Source organism: Streptomyces sp. NPDC007162 (assembly GCF_040634175.1).
Lineage (GTDB): Bacteria > Actinomycetota > Actinomycetes > Streptomycetales > Streptomycetaceae > Streptomyces.
The window spans coordinates 13,972-29,361 of sequence record NZ_JBEYFC010000055.1; the positions used below are offsets into that span (position 1 = coordinate 13,972).

The 15,390-nt window shown below is 73.5% G+C and carries 15 protein-coding genes and 1 other RNA gene; 11 read left to right on the forward strand and 5 right to left on the reverse strand.

Annotated elements, in window-relative coordinates; translation table 11 throughout:
* Positions 1–162: 162 nt before the first annotated feature.
* From ABZ646_RS09510 to ABZ646_RS09520, 3 genes are read left to right on the forward strand one after another with little or no spacing between them, the layout of a single operon-like run.
* Entirely contained in the window at positions 163–1,020 is an 858-nt protein-coding gene (locus ABZ646_RS09510) for a MaoC/PaaZ C-terminal domain-containing protein (RefSeq protein WP_360515094.1), read from the forward strand.
* A 56-nt stretch (positions 1,021–1,076) separates the two neighbouring features.
* Positions 1,077–2,153: a Zn-dependent alcohol dehydrogenase gene (locus tag ABZ646_RS09515; RefSeq protein WP_360515097.1), complete on the forward strand. Its 1,077-nt coding sequence runs from the start codon at positions 1,077–1,079 to the stop codon at positions 2,151–2,153.
* An 11-nt stretch (positions 2,154–2,164) separates the two neighbouring features.
* A complete protein-coding gene (locus ABZ646_RS09520; protein ID WP_360515100.1) occupies positions 2,165–3,112 on the forward strand; it encodes a 3-oxoacyl-ACP reductase in 948 nt (315 codons plus the stop codon).
* A gap of 60 nt (positions 3,113–3,172) precedes the next feature.
* Here the strand turns inward: ABZ646_RS09520 and ABZ646_RS09525 are convergent, their stop codons facing one another.
* Both ABZ646_RS09525 and ABZ646_RS09530 read right to left on the reverse strand, forming a co-directional pair.
* Complete coding sequence (locus ABZ646_RS09525; RefSeq protein WP_360515103.1) at positions 3,173–3,325, reverse strand: hypothetical protein; 153 nt, start codon at positions 3,323–3,325, stop codon at positions 3,173–3,175.
* Positions 3,326–3,421: 96 nt separating this feature from the next.
* A complete protein-coding gene (locus ABZ646_RS09530; RefSeq protein WP_360515106.1) occupies positions 3,422–4,855 on the reverse strand; it encodes a hypothetical protein in 1,434 nt (477 codons plus the stop codon).
* Between the two features lie 187 nt (positions 4,856–5,042).
* On the opposite strand from ABZ646_RS09530, the gene ABZ646_RS09535 reads away from it, so the two are divergent.
* From ABZ646_RS09535 to ABZ646_RS09545, 3 genes are read left to right on the forward strand one after another with little or no spacing between them, the layout of a single operon-like run.
* Complete coding sequence (locus ABZ646_RS09535; protein ID WP_360515109.1) at positions 5,043–5,882, forward strand: Nif3-like dinuclear metal center hexameric protein; 840 nt, start codon at positions 5,043–5,045, stop codon at positions 5,880–5,882.
* Positions 5,879–6,622 (forward strand): C4-type zinc ribbon domain-containing protein, encoded by a 744-nt coding sequence (locus tag ABZ646_RS09540; RefSeq protein WP_360515137.1) that lies wholly within the window; start codon positions 5,879–5,881, stop codon positions 6,620–6,622. The genes ABZ646_RS09535 and ABZ646_RS09540 overlap by 4 nt, the downstream gene beginning before the upstream one ends.
* Before the next feature lie 43 nt (positions 6,623–6,665).
* Positions 6,666–7,904 (forward strand): bifunctional RNase H/acid phosphatase, encoded by a 1,239-nt coding sequence (locus ABZ646_RS09545; RefSeq protein ID WP_360515112.1) that lies wholly within the window; start codon positions 6,666–6,668, stop codon positions 7,902–7,904.
* Here the strand turns inward: ABZ646_RS09545 and eda are convergent.
* Complete coding sequence (gene eda, locus ABZ646_RS09550; protein WP_360515115.1) at positions 7,876–8,541, reverse strand: bifunctional 4-hydroxy-2-oxoglutarate aldolase/2-dehydro-3-deoxy-phosphogluconate aldolase; 666 nt, start codon at positions 8,539–8,541, stop codon at positions 7,876–7,878. The genes ABZ646_RS09545 and eda overlap by 29 nt on opposite strands.
* Positions 8,542–8,632: 91 nt before the next feature.
* On the reverse strand, positions 8,633–9,415 hold the full coding sequence (gene yaaA / locus ABZ646_RS09555; protein ID WP_360515118.1) for a peroxide stress protein YaaA: 783 nt from the start codon (positions 9,413–9,415) through the stop codon (positions 8,633–8,635).
* Positions 9,416–9,512: 97 nt separating this feature from the next.
* Between yaaA and ABZ646_RS09560 the strand changes: the two genes are divergently transcribed.
* Positions 9,513–10,949: an RNB domain-containing ribonuclease gene (locus ABZ646_RS09560; protein ID WP_360515121.1), complete on the forward strand. Its 1,437-nt coding sequence runs from the start codon at positions 9,513–9,515 to the stop codon at positions 10,947–10,949.
* Between the two features lie 15 nt (positions 10,950–10,964).
* Here ABZ646_RS09560 and ABZ646_RS09565 read toward each other — a convergent pair whose 3' ends face one another.
* On the reverse strand, positions 10,965–12,554 hold the full coding sequence (locus ABZ646_RS09565; protein WP_360515124.1) for an FAD-dependent monooxygenase: 1,590 nt from the start codon (positions 12,552–12,554) through the stop codon (positions 10,965–10,967).
* A 46-nt stretch (positions 12,555–12,600) separates the two neighbouring features.
* On the opposite strand from ABZ646_RS09565, the gene ABZ646_RS09570 reads away from it, so the two are divergent.
* The 4 genes from ABZ646_RS09570 to rnpB form a co-directional block, all read left to right on the forward strand.
* Positions 12,601–13,239, forward strand: a complete 639-nt coding sequence (locus ABZ646_RS09570; protein ID WP_360515127.1) for a TetR family transcriptional regulator — start codon at positions 12,601–12,603, stop codon at positions 13,237–13,239.
* Between the two features lie 111 nt (positions 13,240–13,350).
* Entirely contained in the window at positions 13,351–14,181 is an 831-nt protein-coding gene (locus ABZ646_RS09575) for an AraC family transcriptional regulator (RefSeq protein WP_360515130.1), read from the forward strand.
* Between the two features lie 16 nt (positions 14,182–14,197).
* Positions 14,198–15,175, forward strand: coding sequence for a DMT family transporter (locus tag ABZ646_RS09580; RefSeq protein WP_360515133.1), 978 nt, complete (start codon positions 14,198–14,200; stop codon positions 15,173–15,175).
* Positions 15,176–15,193: 18 nt separating this feature from the next.
* Positions 15,194–15,390, forward strand: an RNA gene (gene rnpB, locus ABZ646_RS09585) — RNase P RNA component class A; the annotation flags it as partial.

Consider the following 15,390-nt stretch of genomic DNA (forward strand, 5'->3'; position numbering starts at 1 on the left):
GAGCTGACACGCCGTCAGGTGTCTTCACAAGTCACCGCCCCTGGGCTATACAAGGGGCGCCGGACTGGAACGCGTTCTAGACAAACTCGCCCCGTGGACGGCCTCGGTGCGGCCGACGGTGCGGACGGCCGTGCCGAGGTCTTGAGACACCTCAGGAGCCGTATGCCCATCGACGCAGCCAAGGCCCTCGCCGCCGAACCCAGGTCCGGGGAGATCCGCTGGGAGCGCCGGGACGTCCAGCTCTACCACCTCGGCATCGGCGCGGGCCGCCCCGCCACCGACCCCGACGAACTCCGCTACACCCTAGAGACCCGGCTGCACGTCCTGCCCAGCTTCGCCACCGTCGCGGGCGCTGGCTCGCCCGGGGTGATCAGCGGACTGTCCATGCCCGGCATCGACGTCGACCTCGCCAAGGTGCTGCACGGCGGCCAGCGTCTCGAACTCCACCGCCCCATCCCGGCCGCGGGCACCGCCACCGCCACCGGCCGGATCGCCGCCGTGTACGACAAGGGCAAGGCGGCCGTCCTCGTCATGCGCACCGAGGTCGCGGACGCCGACGGCCCGCTGTGGACCAACGACGCGCAGATCTTCGTACGGGGGGAGGGCGGCTGGGGAGGCGACCGCGGCCCCTCGACCCGGCCCGAGCCGCCCTCCGGCGAGCCCGACCGGACCGTCGAGCGGCCGATCCGCGAGGACCAGGCCCTGCTCTACCGGCTCTCCGGCGACTACAACCCGCTGCACGCCGACCCCGAGTTCGCCAAGCTCGCCGGTTTCGACCGGCCCATCCTGCACGGACTGTGCACCTACGGCATGACCCTCAAGGCGGTCGTGGACACCCTGCTCGACGGGGACGTGTCGCGGGTGCGGACATACACGACGCGGTTCGCCGGGGTGGTGTACCCGGGGGAGACCCTCCGGATCCGCATGTGGCGCACCCCGGGGACCGTCCGGGTCGCCGTCGGCGCCGCCGAACGCGCGGACGCACCCGTCCTCGCCGACACGACCGTCGAACACTCCTGATCCAGAAGGCACCACCGCGAATCCATTGCGACCAGGCAGTTGAGGGGAGCCGCACCATGCGCGCAGCCGTACTGCACGAGATCGGCCAGGACAAACTGGAGGTCCTCGACGACGTCGAGACGGCCGGGTTCGGGCCCGGCAGGGTACGCATCCGGGTGCGCGCCACGGGGCTGTGCCACTCGGACCTGTCGGCGATGAGCGGGGTGCTGCCGCAGCCGGGGCCGTTCGTGCCGGGCCACGAGGGCGCGGGCGAGATCCTGGAGGTGGGGGAGGGCGTCACCCGGGTGAAGCCCGGCGACCGGGTGGTGGTCTGCTGGCTGCCGGCCTGCGGTGAGTGTCCCGCCTGCAAGCGCGGGCAGACCGAGCTGTGCCTGGCCGGGTTCATGAACGCCGGCACCCCGAACTTCAAGCGCCCCGCCGGTGACGTCTTCGGCTTCGCGGGCACCGGCACCTTCGCGGAGGAGGTCGTGGTCGACGCCGGGTGCGCGGTGCCGATCCCGGACGACGTGCCCTTCGACATCGCCGCGCTGATCGGGTGCGGGGTGACCACCGGGCTCGGTGCGGCCCTCAACACCGCCGACGTGGCGGCCGGTTCCTCCGTCGCCGTCATCGGGTGCGGGGGCGTCGGCATCTCGGCGATCCAGGGCGCGCGGCTCAAGGGCGCGGCCGAGATCGTCGCCGTCGACCCGGTGGCGTCGCGGCGCGAGTCGGCGCTCAGGTTCGGGGCGACCAGGGCCGTCTCGCCGGACGAGCTGCCCGGCGCCAAGCAGGAGGTCACCGCGGGCGAGGGCTTCGACTACGTCTTCGAGGTCGTCGGCAGGTCCGCGACGGCGCGCACGGCGTACGAGAACACCCGGCGCGGCGGCACCCTGGTCGTCGTCGGCGCGGGCGCCATGGACGACTTCCTCCAGCTCAACATGTTCGAGCTGTTCTTCGACGAGAAGCGCATCCTGCCGTCGATGTACGGCGGCGGTGACGTGGTCCGCTCCTACGAGCGCACGATCGCCCTGTGGCGGGCCGGCCGCATCGACCTGGCGGGCCTGATCACCCACCGGGTGCCGCTGGCGGAGATCAACGAGGCGCTGGACCAGATGCGCACCGGCACCGCCCTGCGTACCTGCATAGAGATCTGAGAGGGCGCGGCATGTCGCAGGACAGGCCCCTGGAAGGGCTCAGTGCGATCGTCACCGGCGCGGGCCGCGGGCTCGGCCGGGCCGAGGCGCTCGAACTCGCCCGGCTGGGCGCGGCCGTCGTCGTCAACGACTTCGGACAGCCGGGCCGGGACGGCTCGGGCTCGGCCTCCGCGGACCCCGCCGAGCAGGTCGTGGAGGAGATCCGCGCGGCCGGTGGCGAGGCGGTCGCCCACACCGGGGACGTGGGGGACCTCTCGCAGGCGCGAGACCTTCTCACCCTCGCGACGACCACCTACGGAAAGCTGGACATCCTGGTCAACAACGCCGGCATCCTGCGCGACCGCATGGTCTTCTCGATGAGCGAGGACGAGTGGGACTCGGTGATCCGGGTCCACCTCAAGGGCCACTTCAACACCACTCGCTTCGCGGCCGCGCACTGGCGGGACCGGGCCAAGGCGGCGGCCGGCGGCAAGGTGTACGGCCGGATCGTCAACACCTCCTCCGAGGCCTTCCTCGCCGGTTCCGCGGGCCAGCCCAACTACGCGGCCGCGAAGGGCGGGATCGTCGGCCTCACCACCTCCACCGCCCTCGCCCTCGCCAAGTACGGCGTGACCGCCAACGTGATCTGCCCGCGCGCCCGCACCCGGATGACCGAGGACGTCTTCGCCGGGTTCGGGCAGCCCGCCGAGGGCCTCGACCCGCTCGCCCCCGAGCACGTCGCCCCGCTCGTCGGCTACCTGGCCGCACCGGCCGCCGAGCGGATCAACGGGCAGCTGCTGGTCGTCCACGGCGGCATGGTCGCGATCGTCGAACGACCCCGCGTCCAGGCCAAGTTCGACAGCAAGCAGGACACCTTCGACTACGCCGAACTCGACGCCCTGCTCACCCCGCACTACGCCGACCGGTCGCCGGGTGAGACCTTCGCGGCGGCGGAGGTGCTGGCCCTGAAGCGCCAGTAAGGCCACGTACGGCAACGGCCCCGCCCCCGGTGAGGGGCGGGGCCGCTGCCATGGGTACCGTCAGGCCGCCGACTCGGCCGGCTCCTGCTTGCGGTGCCGGCCGCTCGGGGCCGACTCGCTGTCCTGGGCCGAGACATGACCACGGTGCTTCCCGTGACCGTCCGCCTCCTCAAGGCCGGCGGACATCTGCTGGGACGTGCTGGCGTCGTTCATCGGAAGAATTCACCCCGTCAACATGATCTTTCTTACAGCGCGGCGAGTTTATCCGGACCGGCCCGGGGCGGATCCAGGCGGGCACGCCGACCGCAGCTAGTTTGTTACAAGCGGCTCCGGCGGCCCCTGCCGCAACGGCAGCTCCAGCGAACTCCGCTCCAACGTCTGCCCCTGCGAAGGCGGTTGAAACCGCCGTTCCAGCCGCACCCACCGCACCGGCCGTTCCCACGACACCGGCTCCGCCGGCCGCCCCTGCGGCGTCGGCCGCAACGGCCGCCCCAACGGCGCCTGTTGCAACGGCACCGGCCGGGCCACGACAGGCGCCGGGGAATCCCCCGCACGCGCCGCGGGATCCGGTTCCGCCGGCTGCCCGGACGCACCCGGCGCCCCGGCAGCCCTGCCGTCCCGAACCGGACACCCCGGGCCCGCGTCCCCCGTCCCCCCGAACCCCGCGAACTCCCCCGTCCTCCCCGCTTCCCCTGAGCCCCCCGTCTCGCCCCAGGGCACCACGACCGCCGCCACCCCGCACGGGACCTCACCCGTGCTGTACGGCAGCCGCAGCACCCCGTCCCGCGTCCACACCCCGGCGCCGGTCAGCCACCCCTCCGGCGCCGGGAGATGGCACATCCGCCGGTCCCCGGGCCGCCAGGCGCCGACCCAGCGGCCCAGCGGACCCTCGATCCACAGCGCCACCCCGCAGCTCTCCGGCGTCAGCATCTGCCCCGGCTGGATCGCGAACGGCGTCACCGTGCAGTCCGGCACCTGCGGCATCCGCAGGCTCTCCGGGAAGCGCACCGGCAGGGTGCTGCCGAGGACGCCCCAGCCCAACCGTTCCTGCCCGGGGCAGGGCGCGTCCGAACCGACCAGGATCAGCCCGCTGTCCGGGTCGGCGATCAGCAGCCGGTCGTCGCTGTCCGGCGCGATCTGCAACAGCGGCGACACCTCGCCGCCCCGCTCCAGATCCACCACGACCGCCTTGGTCAGCCCGCCCAGCTCCCGGTCCAGCGCCAGCATCCGACCACTCCGGTCCAGCCAGACCCCGCCCGAACAGCGCCCCGGCACCACCGCGAGCGGCTCGGGCCCGAAGGAACCGCCCGCCACCAGCCACACGGTCGAGGACCGCGGCCCGACGGCGAGACCGTACGCCCGGGCGCCGCCCGGCGCGGGCGGCAGCAGCCGCAGCGACGTCACCTCGTCCGGGCACTCCACCGCGCCCAGCGGCAGCTCGCCGGTGCCCGGGCCGGTCGGGTACAGCAGGGCGAAGTGGTGCCGGCCGTCCACCAGCCGGCGGATCAGCACCCGCCCGTCGCGCAGCGGCTGCACCTCCGTGTCCGGCTCCTCCGGCTGGTTGCCGGGCAGCGGTACGGCGTACGGCTCGGGGCCGTCCAGCGTCCAGCGCTCCGGGAAGCAGGAACCATCCTGCTGTGCCAGCCGGGCCGCGTACGCCCCGTCCACCGTGATGGTGCAGCCCGCCACCGGCACGCTGTCGTCCTCGTCCGCAGCCGAGGGTTCGATCGCACAGGCCGTCATCGCTCGGTCACCTCCGGCCACGAAGCTAGTTTTCGTACGCACAGGCGGGGGACCGGGAGACCACCGCTTCACACATACGGGTGCACGCTGGACGATTCGCCTGAGGAAACGGGGACGGATGTGCTGCCGGTCGTCTCCCGTGGGCGAGCAGGTACGGCCCCGCGGAACAGGCAGGTAGCCTTTCCCCGTGCCCCGTCTGTCTGAAGTCATCGCCGCGCTGGAGACCCTGTGGCCGCCCGAGCGGGCCGAGTCCTGGGACGCGGTCGGCACGGTCGTGGGCGACCCCGGCCAGGAGGTCACCCGGGTCCTCTTCGCCGTCGACCCGGTGCGCGACGTCGTCGACGAGTCGGTGAAGCTCGGCGCCGACCTGCTGGTCACCCACCACCCGCTCTACCTGCGCGGGACGACGACGGTCGCGGCGACCCACTTCAAGGGCCGGGTCGTGCACACCCTCATCAAGAACGACATCGCGCTGCACGTCGCCCACACCAACGCCGACACCGCCGACCCCGGCGTCTCCGACGCGCTCGCGGGCGCCCTGGACCTGCGGGTCGTACGGCCCCTCGTGCCGGACCCCGCCGACCCGGAGGGCCGCCGGGGCCTCGGCCGCGTCTGCGAGCTGGACCACCCCGTCACCGTCCGGGAGCTGGCGGACCGCGCCGCGGCCCGGCTCCCCGCCACCGCCCAGGGCATCCGCGTCGCCGGCGACCCCGAGGCCCTGGTGCGCACCGTCGCCGTCAGCGGTGGCTCCGGCGACAGCCTCTTCGACGTCGTACGCGCCGCCGGAGTCGACGCCTTCCTCACCGCGGACCTGCGCCACCACCCGGCGTCCGAAGCGGTCGCCCACAGCCCCCTCGCGCTGCTCGACGCGGCGCACTGGGCCACCGAATGGCCCTGGTGCGAGCTGGCCGCGGCCCAGCTCGACGAGATCTCCGACCGCCACGGCTGGGACCTGCGCGTGCACGTCTCCAGGACGGTCACCGACCCCTGGACCAGCCACTCACCGTCCCTTGGAGCCCCCAACTGAACGCAGCGCCCGCCGACCAGATCCGACTCCTCGACGTCCAGGCCCTGGACGTACGCCTCCAGCAGCTGGCGCACAAGCGGAAGTCGCTGCCCGAGCACGCCGAGATCGAGTCGCTGACCAAGGACCTCACCCAGCTGCGCGACCTGCTGGTCGCCGCGCAGACCGAGGAGAGCGACACCGCCCGTGAGCAGACCAAGGCCGAGCAGGACGTGGACCAGGTGCGTCAGCGCGCCGCCCGCGACCAGCAGCGCCTGGACTCCGGCGCGGTCACCTCGCCCAAGGACCTGGAGAACCTCCAGAGGGAGATCGTCTCCCTCGCCAAGCGCCAGGGCGATCTGGAGGACGTCGTCCTGGAGGTGATGGAGCGCCGCGAGTCCGTGCAGGAGCGGGTCGCGGAGCTGTCCGAGCGGGTCGGCGCGGTGCAGGGCCGCATCGACGAGGCGAGTGCCAAGCGGGACGCCGCGGCCGAGGAGATCGACGCCGAGGCGGCGACGGTCACCAAGGAGCGCGAGGCCATCGCCGCAGCCGTCCCCGCGGACCTGCTCAAGCTCTACGACAAGCTGCGCGGGCAGCAGGGCGGCATCGGCGCGGCCAAGCTGTACGCGCGCAGCTGCCAGGGCTGCCGCCAGGAGCTCGCCATCACCGAGCTGAACGAGATCCGCTCGGCCGCCCCCGACACGGTGGTCCGCTGCGAGAACTGCCGCCGCATCCTGGTGCGCACGGCCGAGTCCGGTCTGTAGGAAGCACACCGAAGCGCACACCCGAGGGTCTTGAGGGGCATACGTGGCGAGGGAGTTCATCGTCGAGGCGGACGGCGGATCCCGGGGCAACCCGGGTCCCGCCGGCTACGGCGCCGTGGTCATCGACGCGGCGACCGGTGAGACGCTGGCGGAGGCGGCCGAATACCTCGGCGTCGTCACCAACAACGTCGCCGAGTACCGCGGCCTGCTGGCGGGCCTGCGCGCGGCCCACGCCCTGGACCCGGCCGCCGCCGTCCACGTCCGCATGGACTCCAAGCTGGTCGTCGAGCAGATGTCCGGCCGCTGGAAGATCAAGCACCCCGACATGAAGCCCCTGGCCACGGAGGCGTCCCGGGTGTTCCCGCCGGACCGGGTCACCTACGAGTGGATCCCGAGAGCCGAGAACAAGCACGCCGACCGCCTGGCGAACGAGGCGATGGACGCGGGCAAGCGGGGCGAGCAGTGGTCGGCCGCGGCGTCGACCGCTGAGCTGACGTCGACAGGAGCGCCCCGCAAGGGGCGCGGGGAACTGCGCGAGCAACCCCCACTCACCGGCGCTGTGACGACGGCCGAGGCACCCCCTGCCGACACCCGCGCCGCGCGCCGTGTCGCGACGGCACCTCGGCCGAGCTCCGGCTGGGCACCGCCCGACATGGGCGCCCCCGCCACCTTCGTCCTCCTCCGCCACGGCGAGACCCCCCTCACCCCCCAGAAACGCTTCTCCGGCAGCGGCGGCACCGACCCCGCCCTCTCCGACGTCGGCCTGGACCAGGCCCGCCGGGTCGGCGAAGCACTCGCCCGGCGCGGCACGATCGAGACGATCCTCGCCTCGCCCCTCACCCGCACCCGGCAGACGGCGGCCGCCGTCGCCGACCGCCTCGGTCTCGACGTCACGATCGACGAGGGGCTCAAGGAGACCGACTTCGGCGCCTGGGAGGGCCTCACCTTCGGCGAGGTCCGCGAACGCCACCCGGACGACCTCACCACCTGGCTCGCCGACCCGGAGGCACACCCCACCGGCGGCGGCGAGAGCTTCGCCGAGACGGCCACCCGGATCGCGGCCACCAGGGACCGGCTCATCGCGGCCCACGCGGGCCGCACCGTCCTCCTCGTCACCCACGTCACCCCGATCAAGACGTTCGTGCAACTCGCCCTCGGCGCCCCGCTGCAGTCCCTGTTCCGCATGGAACTGTCGGCGGCCTCGCTGTCGGCGGTGGCGTACTACGCGGACGGCAACGCGAGCGTCCGGCTCTTCAACGACACGTCCCACCTGCGTCCCTGACGCCGCCCCCGGGGTGACCGCCCCCGAGCCCCGCCGCGGCCCGCGCCAGCGACTCGACGCGGGCCCAGTCCCGGGCGGCCACGGCATCCGCGGGGACCATCCAGGTGCCGCCGACGCAGCCGACGTTGGGGAGGGCGAGGTACTCCGGCGCGCTGTCCGGCCCGATCCCTCCCGTCGGGCAGAACCGGGCCTGCGGCAGCGGACCCGCGAGGGACCTCAGGTAGGCCGTGCCACCGGCCGCCTGCGCCGGGAAGAACTTCATCTCCCGCACCCCGCGCTCCAGGAGCGCCACCACCTCGGAGACGGTCGACACCCCCGGCAGGAACGGCACCCCGGACCCGGCCAGCGCCGTCAGCAGCCCGTCCGTCCACCCCGGGCTGACCAGGAACCGCGCTCCGGCCGCGACGCACTCCGTGACCTGCCCGGAGGTGAGCACGGTCCCCGCGCCGACCACCGCGTCCGGCACCGCACCCGCGATCGAGCGGATCGCGTCGAGCGCCGCCGGGGTCCGCAACGTCACCTCGATCACGGGCAGCCCGCCCGCCACCAGCGCCCGCGCCAGCGGCACGGCGTCGGCGGCGTCCTCGATCACCACGACGGGCACGACGGGGGCGAGGTCCAGCAGGGAGGCGGGCATGCGGAACATCCTGCCGAGGCGATGCAGGCTCCGCAAAGGGCGTTGCGCATGATGCAATTAGGGATTATTTCTAAAGTTATAAGCTCTAACCTCAGTGAACTTCCGTAACCAGCACATCCAGCGCCCAGGCCTGCCCCGCCTTCGCGGGCGCCGCCACCTCCACCTCGTACCCCAGCTCCCGCAACGCCTCCACCAGCTCACCCGGCCCGGTCGGCGCGACCCCGGCGGTCAGCAGGCTCTGTACGATCCGCCCCTTGGTCGCCTTGTTGAAGTGGCTGACGACCTTCCGCGTCGGCGCGTGCAGCACCCGCACCGTCGCCGTCCGCGAGGCCACCTCCCCCTTCGGCTTCCACGCCGCCGCGTAGGCCGCCGACCGCAGGTCCAGCACCAGCCCCGACCCGGCCGCCTCCGGCAGCACCTCGGCCATGGGCCTGCGCCAGTACGTACCCAGCGCACCGAGCCCCGGCAGCCGCACCCCCATCGAGCAGCGGTAGGACGGGATCCGGTCGGTCACCCGGACCGCGCCCCACAACCCCGAGAACACCAGCAGCGACCGCGCCGCCCGCCGCTTCGCGGCCGGGTCGAGGGAGGCCAGGTCGAGGGCGTCGTACAGCACCCCGGTGTAGATCTCCCCGGCCGGCCGCGCGCCCGCCGTCCGCAGCCGCGCGTTCTTGGCGACCTCGCCGCGCAGCCCCTCGCTCAGCCCGAGGACCTCCCGGGCCTTCTCCTCGTCGCCGGTGCACAGGTCGACCAGTTCGGCGAGCACGGCCTCGCGGGCGTCCGCGAGCCCCGGCAGGGACAGCGACCCGGGCTTCAGCGGGGCCGCGCGACCCGAGGACGCCTTGCCTTCCGAGGGCGGCAGCAGGACCAGCACACGTACTCCTCTTCGTGATCGAGCGACCGATGGTCGTCACCGACGCTTCGCGCCAGCGTAAGACGCCCGAGCGGGGCGATGTGACTACGCTCGACCTATGCCCCGCCGCCACATCCGCGTCCACGGTGCCCCCGAGGCCCCCCTGCGCGCCGCGCTCGCCGCGCTCCGGGCCGAGCTCGGCGTCCCCGAGAGCTTTCCGCCCGAGGTCCTCGCGGAGGCCGAGAACGCCGCGAAGGCACCGGCCGTGCCCGCCCACGACGCGACCGACATCCCCTTCTTCACGGTCGACCCGCCCACCGCGCGGGACCTCGACCAGGCGATGCACCTGTCCCGGCACGACGGCGGCTACCGCGTCCGGTACGCCATCGCCGACGTCGCCGCCTTCGTCGTACCGGGCGGCGCGCTGGACTCGGAGGCGCACCACCGGGTCACCACGCTCTACTTCCCCGACGAGCGGATCCCGCTGCACCCCGCCGTACTGAGCGAGGGCGCGGCGAGCCTGCTCCCCGGCCAGACCTGCCCGGCCGTCCTGTGGACCGTGGACCTGGACGCCGAGGGCCGTACCCGGGCCGCCGACGTCCGCCGGGCCCTCGTACGCAGCCGGGCCAAGCTCGACTACGCGGGCGTGCAGCAGCGGATCGACGACGGCACCGCCGAGGAACCCGTGGCACTGCTCAGGGAGATCGGCGAGGCGCGCGAGCTGCTGGAGGCGGAGCGCGGCGGCATCTCGCTCAACGTACCGGAGCAGGAGATAGTCGAGTACGACCACACCTACGCGCTCGGCTACCGCGCCCCGCTGCCCGCCGACGCCTGGAACGCCCAGATCTCCCTGCTCACCGGCATGGCCGCCGCCGAGATGATGCTGGCCCACGGCACCGGCGTCCTGCGCACCCTGCCGACCGCCCCCGACGGCGCCGTGGCCCGGCTGCGCCGTACCGCGCGGGCCCTGCGCATCGAGTGGCCGCACCACGTCTCGTACGCGGCGCTGATCCGCTCCCTGAACCCGCGTCGCCCCCGCCACGCCGCCTTCCTCCAGGAGTGCACGACCCTGCTGCGCGGTGCCGGCTACACGGTCTTCCGGGACGGCGCCCTGCCCGCGGCCACCACCCACGCGGCCGTGGCCGCCCCCTACGCCCACTGCACCGCGCCCCTGCGCCGCCTCGCCGACCGCTACGCGTCCGAGATCTGCCTCGCGGCGGCGGCCGACGAGACCCCGCCCGACTGGGTCCTCACCGGCCTGGACACGCTGCCCAAGGAGATGGCCGAGGGCTCGCGGCGGGCGGGCACGGTCGAGCGGGAGTGCGTCGACATCGTCGAGGCGGCCCTGCTCAAGGACCGGGTCGGGGAGGTCTTCGACGGCTGCGTGGTGGAGGTCGAGGAGCACCGGCCGACCGTGGGCCGGGTGCTGCTGCAGGAGCCCGCCGTCATAGGCCGGATCGAGAACGGGACGCCCCTTCCCCTGGGCGAGCGGCTGCCGGTGCGGCTGACCGAGGCCGACCCGGGCACGGCGAAGATCCGGTTCACGCCCGCGTGAGCCTTCGTACGAGGGTCAGGCGGCGACGAACCAGCGGGTGAGGACGTCCTCGACGTCGTCCCTGTCGACGTCGCCCTCGTCCGCGGCCCAGGCGACGAAGCCGTCCGGCCGGACGAGCAGACCGGTCAGCCCCGGACGCCCGGGGCAGGCGACGGTCAGCACGTCGACCCGGTCGGCGTACCCCTCCGCGAGGGCGCGCAGCTTGGGGTCGTCGGCGAGGTCGAGGAGCACGGCCCGGCCGCCGTGCAGGTGGTCGCCGAGCCGGGTGCCGTCGGAGAGTTCCAGGTCAGGGGCGTTCAGGCCGGTCAAAGGGTGGTCGCCGGGCAGCTCGTGGTGCTGCCGGACGCCGGAGATCTGCTGGACGAGGTACGTCGTCCCGGTCGTCGTCAGTGCCAGGTCGGTGACCACCCGGCGCAGGGCGCGGGCGTGCCGGTCGGGGCGCATCACGGCGATCTGGGCGCGGGTCCAGTCGAGCACCCAGGCGCCGACGGGGTGCCGTTCGGCGGTGTAGCTGTCCAGCAGGGAGTCGGGGGCCGACCCGCGCACCACGGCGGCGAGCTTCCAGCCGAGGTTCATGGCGTCGCCGAGCCCGAGGTTGAGCCCCTGGCCGCCGAACGGCGAGTGCACGTGCGCCGCGTCCCCGGCGAGCAGCACCCGGCCCTCGCGGTAGGTGCTCGCCTGCCGGGCGTTGTCCGTGAACCGGGTGGAGGTGAGCACCTTGTGGACGGTCACCTCCTCCACCCCAGACACCCGGCGCAGGGAGGCCTGGAGCTCCTCGGCGGTGACGGGCGCGATGGGGGTCCCCCCGCGCGAGCGAAGCCGAGCGTGGGGGAGGTCGGCGGGCGGGCCGTCGAACTCGACGGTGAGGATCCGGCCCGGGAAGGGCCCGTTGACGTACGTCCCCACGTCCGTCGTGTTCCACCCCGTCCCGAGCCGCTCGCTCCCGGTCATCTCCACGACCGCCTGATAGCCGGTGATCTCCGGTTCCGTGCCGGGGAAGTCGAACCCGGCGAGCTTGCGGACGGTGCTGCGCCCGCCGTCGCACCCCACCAGCCAGCCCGCCCTGACCTGTGCGCCGTCGGCGAGGTGTACGACCACTGCGGCGTCGTCGGCGTCGAACCCGGCCAGGGCCACGCCCCGGCGGACCTCGACACCGAGCCGTTCGGCACGGGCGCCCAGGATCCGCTCCAGCTCGACCTGCGGAACGCCGAGCCCCACGCCGTCGGCGGGGCCGATGTCCGCGAACGCCGGGTCGGTCGGGTCGAAGAGGTCGCCGCGCATCATGATCCCGGCGAAGTGCCCGGCGAACTTCGGGGGAGTGCGGGGCGCGTCGGCGCTCCCGTCCCCGAGGAAGGCCCGCATCCGCCACCGGTTCCTCTCCCAGGCGGCCGCCAGGTCGGGCAGCATCCCCCGCCGGTAGAGCGCCACCGCGCCCGCCGTGTTGATCCCGCCCGCCTTGATGGTCTCGTCCACCTCGGCCAGCCGCTCCACGACCAGCACGCTCGCGCCGCCGAGGCGCAGCTCGCCGGCGAGGAAGAGGCCGACGGGCCCGCCGCCGACCACCACCACGTCGTAGTCGCTCTTGGCTTCTGTCGTCATCGTCATGGCTTCACTGTAGTCACTAAAAGTTTCGAGCGGCTATAGTTTTCTTGTGATCGACGAGAACAGACCAGGGGACAGGCCGGGGGAATCCCTGCGGGAGCGCAAGAAGCGGGAGACGCGGCAGCGGATCTCGAACGTCGCGACGGTGATGTTCCGGGAGCACGGCTTCGACCGGGTGACCGTCGCCGAGGTCGCACGGGCGGCCGGCGTCTCGGCGATGACCGTCTTCAACTACTTCCCGCGCAAGGAGGACCTGTTCCTGGACCGCATCCCGGAGGCCGTCGCGGCCTTCGCCGGGGCGGTACGGGACCGCGCGCCCGCCGAGTCCCCGCTCACGGCCCTGCGCCGCCTGGCCTTCCGGTTCATCGACGCGGGGCATCCGCTGGGCGGCGTGGGGAAGGGCTTCGCGGGCTTCTGGTTCGTCGTCGCCGACTCGTCCGCGCTGCTGTCCCGGGCCAGGGAGGGCGCGGAGGAGGTGGAACGGGCGCTGGCCGGAGCCCTCGCCGAGGCCGGCGTCGCCGATCCGGACCTGACGGCGGCCGTGACCGTCGCCGCCTACCGCTCGGTGTGCGTGGTCTCCGTACGGGACGAGCTCGCGGGGGTGCCGTACGAGGAGGTCGCGGTGGACCACCGGGAGCGGATGGCGGCGGCCTTCGACGGCCTGGAGCGGATGTTCCCCGGCGCGTGACCTTCCCCGACGCATGACTTTCCCGGGCGCGTGACTTTCCCTGCGGCCCCGGCCCGGGGCATGGAAACGGGGCCGGGGACGTTGCACTCTTGACGCAAGGGGGGTGCCGAGATGGCCGAACAGGCACGGTGGACGAGGGCGAGACTGGGCCGCTGCGGCCCGTCGCTCGACATGCTGACGGCGCGGTTCGACAAGCACGTGTACGCCCCGCACACGCACGCCGAGTTCTCGATAGGAGTCTGTGTCGGCGGCTCGGAGGTGATCGCCTACCGGGGCGGCCACATCAGCACCGGCCCCGGCTCGATCGTCGTACTGGCACCCGGCGAGATGCACACCGGCGGTCCGGCCACGCCGACCGACGGCTACGCCTACCGCGCCCTGTACGCGACCCCGTCCCTGCTGTCGGACGGCACCCTGACCCTCGGCACCCCGCACTTCCGCGACCCCGTGGTGAACGACCCGGAGCTGGCCGCGGCCTTCCGGCACGCCCACACGGACCTCGCCGCCTGCCCCGACCCCCTGGAGGCCGAGTCCCGCCTCCCCTGGCTGCTGACGGCCCTGTCCCACCGCCACTCGACGGCCCGCCCGGCACCGGACCGCGTCCCCGGCGCCGGCGGGGTCGCCCTCCTGGTCCGCGACCGCCTGGCCGACGAACTCACGGCCCCGCCCTCTCTCGCCGACCTGGCCGCAGACCTCGGCCTCTCCCGCTACCAGCTCCTGAGGGCCTTCCGTACGACGATGGGCGTCCCGCCGTACGCCTGGCTGGCCCAGTACCGGGTGGACCGCGCGCGTGGCCTGCTGGAGGCGGGCCTGCGCCCCGCGGAGGTGGCGACGTCGGTGGGTTTCGCCGACCAGGCCCATCTGACCCGCTGGTTCCGCAGGGTGCTGGGGGTGACCCCGGCGGCGTACCGCAACAGCGTTCAAGACGCGGCCCGGGTCTGAGCCCGATGCTTGCCGCATGACTGCACGCGGCTGGATGTTGTTCTCCCTGATGGGAGTGGTCTGGGGCATCCCCTATCTGATGATCAAGGTGGCGGTGGACGAGGTGTCCCCGTCCATGGTGGTGTTCGCGCGGTGCGCGGTAGGCGCCCTGCTCCTCCTCCCCCTGGCGATCCGCCAGGGCGGCCTGCTGGGCACCCTCCGCGCCCACTGGCGCCCGATGCTGGCCTTCGCCTGCATAGAGATCCTGGGCCCGTGGTTCACCCTCACGGACGCCGAACGCCACCTCTCCAGCTCGACGGCGGGTCTGCTGATAGCGGGCGTGCCGATCGTGGGCGTGGTGGCGGCGAGGTACTTCGGCGGCGAGCGCGAACACCTGGGTGCCCGCCGGATCACCGGCCTCCTGATCGGCCTGGCGGGCGTCGGAGTCCTGACCGTCCCCCACCTGACCGGCGGCGACGCCCGCTCCCTCGGCGAGGTGCTGCTCACCGTGATCGGCTACGCGACCGCACCCCTCATCGCGGCCCGCCGCCTGAAGGACGTCCCGACCCTGCAGCTGATCGCCCCCTGCCTGACCCTGGCGGCCCTGGTCTACGCCCCCGCGGCGGCGGCCACCCGGCCCACCGCCATGCCCTCCACGAACGCGCTCCTGTCCCTCCTCGCCCTGGGCGTCCTCTGCACGGCGGTGGCCTTCGTCGCCTTCCTGGAACTCATCAAGGAGATCGGCCCGACCCGCTCCACGGTGATCACGTACGTCAACCCGGCGGTGGCGGTGGCGGCGGGAGCGCTGTTCCTCGGCGAGAGCTTCACCGTGACCATCGCCGTGGCCTTCACCCTCATCCTGGCGGGATCGGTGCTGGCGACGCTGACCTCGGCACCGAAGGGGTTGGCGGGCCCGGTGCCGGCGGGCCCCGAGGCCCCGGCCGCCACCCGCCGGCTGTTCCGCCGCGGCGGTCCGGACCCCCGCCCGGAACGAGACGAGGCCGGCGCCCGGTAACATGGTCGCCACGGCAGACGAGCCGGGCGGACGGCCGCGTGGAGTTCCCCCAGGGGGCTTCCCGAGGAACGTCCGGGCTCCACAGGGCAGGGTGGTGGCTAACGGCCACCCGAGGCGACTCGCGGGACAGTGCCACAGAAAGCAAACCGCCCAGCACTTCGGTGCTGGGTAAGGGTGAAACGGTGGTGTAAGAGACCACCAGTGCCCAGGGCGAC

What these genes read in the sequence shown, in the direction of transcription:
- ABZ646_RS09510 (WP_360515094.1), top strand. Translation starts at nt 163, where the DNA reads ATGCCCATCGACGCAGCCAAGGCCCTCGCCGCCGAACCCAGGTCCGGG.
- ABZ646_RS09515 (WP_360515097.1), top strand. Translation starts at nt 1,077, where the DNA reads ATGCGCGCAGCCGTACTGCACGAGATCGGCCAGGACAAACTGGAGGTC.
- ABZ646_RS09520 (WP_360515100.1), top strand. Translation starts at nt 2,165, where the DNA reads ATGTCGCAGGACAGGCCCCTGGAAGGGCTCAGTGCGATCGTCACCGGC.
- ABZ646_RS09525 (WP_360515103.1), bottom strand. Translation starts at nt 3,325, where the DNA reads ATGAACGACGCCAGCACGTCCCAGCAGATGTCCGCCGGCCTTGAGGAG.
- ABZ646_RS09530 (WP_360515106.1), bottom strand. Translation starts at nt 4,855, where the DNA reads ATGACGGCCTGTGCGATCGAACCCTCGGCTGCGGACGAGGACGACAGC.
- eda (WP_360515115.1), bottom strand. Translation starts at nt 8,541, where the DNA reads ATGCCCGCCTCCCTGCTGGACCTCGCCCCCGTCGTGCCCGTCGTGGTG.
- ABZ646_RS09560 (WP_360515121.1), top strand. Translation starts at nt 9,513, where the DNA reads ATGCCCCGCCGCCACATCCGCGTCCACGGTGCCCCCGAGGCCCCCCTG.
- ABZ646_RS09565 (WP_360515124.1), bottom strand. Translation starts at nt 12,554, where the DNA reads ATGACGATGACGACAGAAGCCAAGAGCGACTACGACGTGGTGGTGGTC.
- ABZ646_RS09575 (WP_360515130.1), top strand. Translation starts at nt 13,351, where the DNA reads ATGGCCGAACAGGCACGGTGGACGAGGGCGAGACTGGGCCGCTGCGGC.
- ABZ646_RS09580 (WP_360515133.1), top strand. Translation starts at nt 14,198, where the DNA reads ATGACTGCACGCGGCTGGATGTTGTTCTCCCTGATGGGAGTGGTCTGG.